3 protein-coding genes, 3 tRNA genes and 1 pseudogene are annotated in these 6,046 nt (G+C 40.5%); 2 read left to right on the top strand and 5 right to left on the bottom strand.

Features of this window, described 5'->3' with window-relative positions; translation table 11 throughout:
- Nucleotides 1-227, top strand: a pseudogene (locus A5N85_RS12765) (IS630 family transposase); the annotation flags it as partial.
- 617 nt (nt 228-844) lie between these two features.
- On the opposite strand, the gene A5N85_RS12760 reads toward A5N85_RS12765, so the two are convergent.
- The 5 genes from A5N85_RS12760 to A5N85_RS12740 form a co-directional block, all read right to left on the bottom strand.
- Nucleotides 845-921 (bottom strand) — tRNA-His (locus tag A5N85_RS12760).
- A 17-nt stretch (nt 922-938) separates the two neighbouring features.
- Nucleotides 939-1,015, bottom strand: a tRNA-Arg gene (locus tag A5N85_RS12755).
- Between the two features lie 34 nt (nt 1,016-1,049).
- Nucleotides 1,050-1,126 (bottom strand) — tRNA-Pro (locus tag A5N85_RS12750).
- Nucleotides 1,127-1,213: 87 nt separating this feature from the next.
- Entirely contained in the window at nt 1,214-2,611 is a 1,398-nt protein-coding gene (locus A5N85_RS12745; RefSeq protein ID WP_172460847.1) for a TRAP transporter large permease subunit, read from the bottom strand.
- A complete protein-coding gene (locus A5N85_RS12740) occupies nt 2,608-3,126 on the bottom strand; it encodes a TRAP transporter small permease subunit (RefSeq protein ID WP_072577543.1) in 519 nt (172 codons plus the stop codon). Before A5N85_RS12740 ends, A5N85_RS12745 begins: the two co-directional genes overlap by 4 nt.
- 132 nt (nt 3,127-3,258) lie before the next feature.
- On the opposite strand from A5N85_RS12740, the gene polA reads away from it, so the two are divergent.
- On the top strand, nt 3,259-5,964 hold the full coding sequence (gene polA / locus A5N85_RS12735) for a DNA polymerase I (RefSeq protein WP_072577542.1): 2,706 nt from the start codon (nt 3,259-3,261) through the stop codon (nt 5,962-5,964).
- The last annotated feature ends 82 nt before the right edge of the window (nt 5,965-6,046 follow it).

Raw genomic sequence — 6,046 nt, 5'->3', positions numbered from 1 at the left:
GTTTTAAATCAGTGATTATTATGGATAATGCTCGATTTCATCGAATGAAGGTTCTAAAAGCGTTAGCCGAAAAATTTGGTCACGTTGTTTTGCCTTTATCACCTTATTCGCCAGAGTTAAATCTAATCGAAAAGCAGTGGGGCAATCTTAAAAAGTATTTACGTAAAGTTTTATCTAATTTTGATGTCTTTTGGGATGCTCTTTTGTCCTATTCTGGATTTAATTGACTATATCATGCTTTCGACGCTATGCTGAAAAAAACGGCTCATCATTGCTCCCTTTCTCTTCGATAGCAGCCAAAATGTTAAGGATTTTGGTTTTTTTTGCAAAGGTCTCAGAATAGTTACAGTGTTAAGATAGATGAATAAAATAAGCACACATACTATTACCGGAATAGCAATCTAATTTCTGTGACTCTTTTATTAGCCTTTAACTATAGTGGCTTTTGTATGGGATAAACGCAATTTAAAGATAACTAAACACCTGAGAGCCAAACTTGAGGAATTAGGAATGCGTTTTGGTTGTATTTGTTGTGATGATTGAGATAACTTCTTAACAGCTTATGGTAACTTTAAAAAGCTAGGTAAGCAATATTAGTACTACGGATATTGAGGGTGATAATAGTCACTTTAGGCAAAGGCTTAGGTGAATTTCAAAAGACTTACTATTTTTCTAAAATAGCTGGTAAATCACTTATAAGGCGTTTGATCTACTCCTCCATTATATTAATTATAGCTGAGTTTGATGAGCATATTTTTCAAACTCTTACCGAAACCTTTTATATAGCTTTCAAATTATGTAGCTTTTAAAATTAAAAAGCCTGACCAAAAATTTGGACTTTTAATGGGGTGGATAATGGGACTCGAACCCACGACCTCCGGAATCACAATCCAGCGTTCTAACCAACTGAACTATATCCACCATATCAATAACGGTTGTGGCGCACCCGGCAGGGTTCGAACCTGCAACCTACGGCTTAGAAGGCCGTTGCTCTATCCAGTTGAGCTACGGGCACTGAAGGATAAAGCATTTAAATTTGCTTTGATTGTTGGTCGGAGTAGAGGGATTCGAACCCCCGACCCCCTGGTCCCAAACCAGATGCGCTACCAGACTGCGCTATACTCCGAATCAATCAAGAGCGCGCATTTTAAGTATTTATTTCTAATACGTCAAGCTTTAATTTCACTTTTTCTTAAAATGCGCTTTTTCATATTTAACCTAGCGATACCCAATGTACTATTTGTGGGAAAAATGCCAATAATATCAACATTAACATTTGTAAAAAGATAAAAGGTATCGCTCCTTTATAAATTGCAGAGGTTGGAACACTTTGAGGTGCTACTCCACGCAAAAAGAATAAAGCAAATCCAAATGGTGGCGTTAGGAAGCTGGTTTGTAAGTTAATCGCTACCATGATTGAGAACCAAATAGGATCAACATCCATTTTAAAGAGTATTGGTGCAATGATTGGAACAATAACAAAAACGATTTCAAAATAATCTAACATAAATCCTAGTAAAAACATGATAATCATTACTGTTAGCATGATACCAAATACACCGCCCGGAATTTGCGTCATTAAATGCTCAATATAAATATCTCCATTAAAAGCCCTAAAGACCAATGAAAACAAAGAAGCACCCATCATAATGAAAAAGACCATTGCACTAATTTGTAGCGTTTCCCTAGGCACATCAATAAGCCATCTTAAAGAAGTTGCGATACCTTTCTTTTTATCAATAAAATATCGAATTAGAGATAACACCAAAGCACCAAAGGCACCAATACTAGCTGCTTCTGTTGGTGTTGCAAATCCTAATAGAATAGAACCCAATACACATAAAATAAGCAATAAAGGAGGGACGAGTACAAATAGCAATCGTAGATAAAAACGCTCTCCACGCATTGCTGTACGCTCTTCCTTACTTGGCAGCGGCATTGCATCTGGAGTAACAAATGCTCTAATCACCAGATATAATAAATACAACCCAACAATACCTAATCCCGGAACAATTGCAGCTGCAAATAAATCATTTACTGAAACGGTATCTGGGGCAAAATTTCCCATTGACATTTGAGCTTCGCTATATGCATTGCCAACAACATCCCCTAAAAGAATTAGAACAATAGATGGAGGTACAATTTGTCCAAGCGTACCAGATGCACTAATAACGCCACATGCCAACGACGGGCTATATCCTCGTTTTAACATCACAGGCAAAGATAACAACCCCATTGTAACAACTGTCGCGCCTACGATACCCGTTGCAGCAGCTAATAATGCACCAACAATAGTCACCGTAAAAGCTAACCCCCCACGAATACCGCCAAATAGCAATGTCATTGTGTCTAACAAATCCTCTGCTATTTTAGCTTTTTGCATGGTTAAGCCCATAAAAACAAACGTTGGCACAGCAATTAAGGATTCATTGGTCATAATGCCGTATAAGCGGCTAATAATCATTGGTAACGTACCAATATTTGCTCCCACTAAAGCGCCAATTCCGGCAAAAATTAACGCAACCCCAGCCAAAGACATGGCTACTGAGTAGCCCATTAGTAAAACGACACAAAGTGCCAAAAACATCAATAACGCCATCCACTCCATTATTCTTCCTCCGGTAAAATCATCTTACCTGATAGAATTAGGATATTTCTCAATAACTCTGCAATACCTTGTATTAGTATCAGCCCCGCAAAAGCAGGTAATAAAGACTTCAATAGATAAACATAAGGCAAGCCACCTGCTTGTGGAGAGCCTTCATGTTGCGCCCAAGAGCCAGAAGCATATTTATAGCCGTAATACCCGACTAATACCGCAAATGGTAATAGAAAAAAAACCGTTCCAATGATATCTGCGACTGCTTTTTTTTGTGCTGAAAATTTACGATAAAAAATATCTACCCGAACATGCGCATTCGTTTGCAATGCCCATGCTGCGCCCAACATAAAAACTGCTGCATGCATATACATTACAACTTCTTGCAATGCGATAGAATTAACTCGAAAAACATACCGCATAACAACCAAATAAGTAGTGATTAAAACCATCGCTAATGTTAGCCATGAAATCGTTTTCCCGACAAATGCCGTTATGCCATCAACTGCTCTTATGAATCCTTGCATCGATGTCCCTCTGAAAATGAAAAAAGATTTATTTTGCCATTTTTACTATAAATCACAATATAAAAATCAATTTTATAGCATTGACAACCCTCTTTTGACTTTTACAATACCTGCATTCAACTGGAGAGAATTATGCTAGACACCACCCGCCTAGTCGTACTTGTAGACGGCTCATCTTATCTATTCAGAGCATTTCATGGGCTACCGCCACTCACTAACAAAGCGGGGCACCCGACAGGTGCGCTACACGGTGTCATTAAAATGCTAGCCAAGTTATACGATGACTACCAACCAGCTTATTTCGGCGTTATCTTTGATGCAAAAGGCAAAACCTTTCGGCACGAACGTTATCCCAGTTATAAAGCAAATCGCCCGCCAATGCCTGACGACTTGCGAATACAAATTGAGCCACTTCATGCTTTAATTAAAGCGCTAGGATTTCCACTTATTATTGAACAAGGCGTAGAAGCAGATGACGTTATCGGCACGCTTGCTAAACGAGCGCTCTCTGAAAACTACCAAGTTCTCATCTCTAGTGGCGATAAAGACATGGCACAACTACTCACTCATGCCGACATTAGCCTGATTGACACTATGAAAAACGAAGCCACCACCGCCCAAGACGTTGCTAAACGCTTTAAAGTCGACCAACTCTCTGCCGAACAAGTCATAGACTTCTTGGCGCTTGTTGGCGACACCTCAGATAACATTCCCGGAATTGATAAAGTAGGACCAAAAACAGCAGCGAAATGGCTGGCTCAATATCACAATATTGACAATCTCATCCACAACGCGACCAAAATCACGGGAAAAATTGGAGACAATCTACGCAGCAACCTTGACCAACTACGCCTCTCACGAGAACTTGCAACCATAAACTGCGACCTACCCATAGCAACACAGATATCTGACCTTGCCTTACATCCACAAAATCCTGCAAAATTGACGCATTTATGCGATGAATATGAACTCAATAGCATCAAAGCCCAATATCTTCTTGCACCGCAAGCTCTCACTTCAAAAATTGCGCCAGAAATAAAAAATTATCAAACCATTACCTCCAAAGATACCCTAAACGCTCTCATTGAAAAACTTACCACCCTTCCCGGATTTGCCATTGATACCGAAACCAATAGCTTAGACTACATGACTGCTAAATTAGTTGGCATCAGTATTGCACCAACCTCTGGAGAAGCCTACTACCTACCGCTAGCACATCAACTCACCCAAAACCTCCCCTATCAAGAAACCCTTGATGCACTACGTCCCATACTCGAAAACGAAAAAATCACCAAAATCGGACAACACCTCAAATACGACAGACACATTCTTGCCAGACACGGCATTGAATTACGCGGACATATTGAAGACACCATGCTCATGAGCTATTGCTACAACAGCACAGCAACGCGACACAATATGGATGCGCTTGCAGACTACTATCTCAACCAAACCACCACCACTTTTGAAGACATTGCGGGAAAAGGCGCTAAACAACTCACCTTTGACCAAATTGAACTCTCCACAGCCAGCCAATATGCCTGTGAAGATGCCGACATCACCTTGCAATTACGCGAATACTTCGCTGACCGCTTAGCGGAACATCCCACGCTAGAACACCTTTACAAAAACATAGAAATCCCCGTTTCCACCGTCCTTTATCACATGGAACATCAAGGTGTTAAAATTGACGCCAAACAGCTTGCCAAACAAAGCCAAGAAATTGAAACCACTCTCGCTCATCTAGAGCAACAAGCATACGAACTTGCTGGAGAAACCTTCAATCTTAGTTCCCCAAAACAATTACAAGAAATCCTTTTTGATAAACTCAAACTACCTATCATCAACAAAACCCCAAAAGGGCAACCGAGCACAAATGAAGACACTTTAGAAACGCTTGCTAAAACTCACCAAGCAGAACTCCCTAAAATCATCTTAGAACACCGCAGCCTTGCGAAACTAAAATCCACCTATACCGACAAACTTCCCGAACTCATCAACCCACACACAGGACGCATCCACACCAGCTATCATCAAGCCATTACCAGCACGGGCCGCCTCTCCTCCTCAGACCCTAACCTACAAAACATTCCCATTCGCACTGCAGAAGGACGACGCATCCGACAAGCCTTTATCGCCGAAAAAAGCAACAAAATCCTTGCCGCAGACTACTCTCAAATTGAATTACGCATCATGGCACACCTATCCAATGATAAAGGACTCGTTAAAGCCTTTGAGCAAGGCAAAGATATTCATGCCGCCACCGCAGCAGAAATCTTTGGCGGCGACCCTGACAATATTGACCGCAATCATCGTAGAAATGCCAAAGCCATTAACTTTGGACTCATCTATGGCATGAGCGCTTTTGGATTAGCGCGACAACTCGGCATTGCGCGCAGTGAAGCTGCTGAATATATCGAACTTTACTTTGCACGTTATCCTAAAGTTCGAGAATACATGGAAACTGCTCGCGAAAACGCGCGCGAGAAAGGCTATGTCGAAACACTTCTCGGACGCAGGCTATACATTCCAGATATTCACAGCAAAAATCCACAACGCCGTAACGCAGCAGAAAGACTCGCTATCAATGCCCCTATGCAAGGCTCAGCGGCAGATATCATTAAACTGGCGATGATTGATATTGACAATACCTATTCTCAACATCCCGATTGTCAATTGATTATGCAAGTCCACGATGAACTCGTTTTTGAAGTTCATGCTGAAAAAGCTGAATCATATCGCCAACAAATCATTGATAAAATGCAAAATGCTTATCAATTAAAAGTCCCTCTAATTGTCGATGCAGCTATAGGCAATAATTGGGATGAAGCACATTAACTTAATTATATTTCTTTAATTAACTATTTGTTCAATTTAAAAAACTTAATAAATCTGCTGACCAAAGCAGATTTTTTTTTTT

It is taken from the genome of Suttonella ornithocola (genome assembly GCF_001889065.1).
In the GTDB taxonomy this organism is placed as follows: domain Bacteria; phylum Pseudomonadota; class Gammaproteobacteria; order Cardiobacteriales; family Cardiobacteriaceae; genus Suttonella_A; species Suttonella_A ornithocola.
The sequence above is the reverse complement of the archived record's forward strand: the minus strand, read 5'-3'. Positions and strand labels throughout refer to the sequence as shown.

Bases quoted from the DNA above. Each gene is read 5' to 3' on its own strand.
- polA (WP_072577542.1), top strand. From the start codon at position 3,259: ATGCTAGACACCACCCGCCTAGTCGTACTTGTAGACGGCTCATCTTAT.
- A5N85_RS12740 (WP_072577543.1), bottom strand. From the start codon at position 3,126: ATGCAAGGATTCATAAGAGCAGTTGATGGCATAACGGCATTTGTCGGG.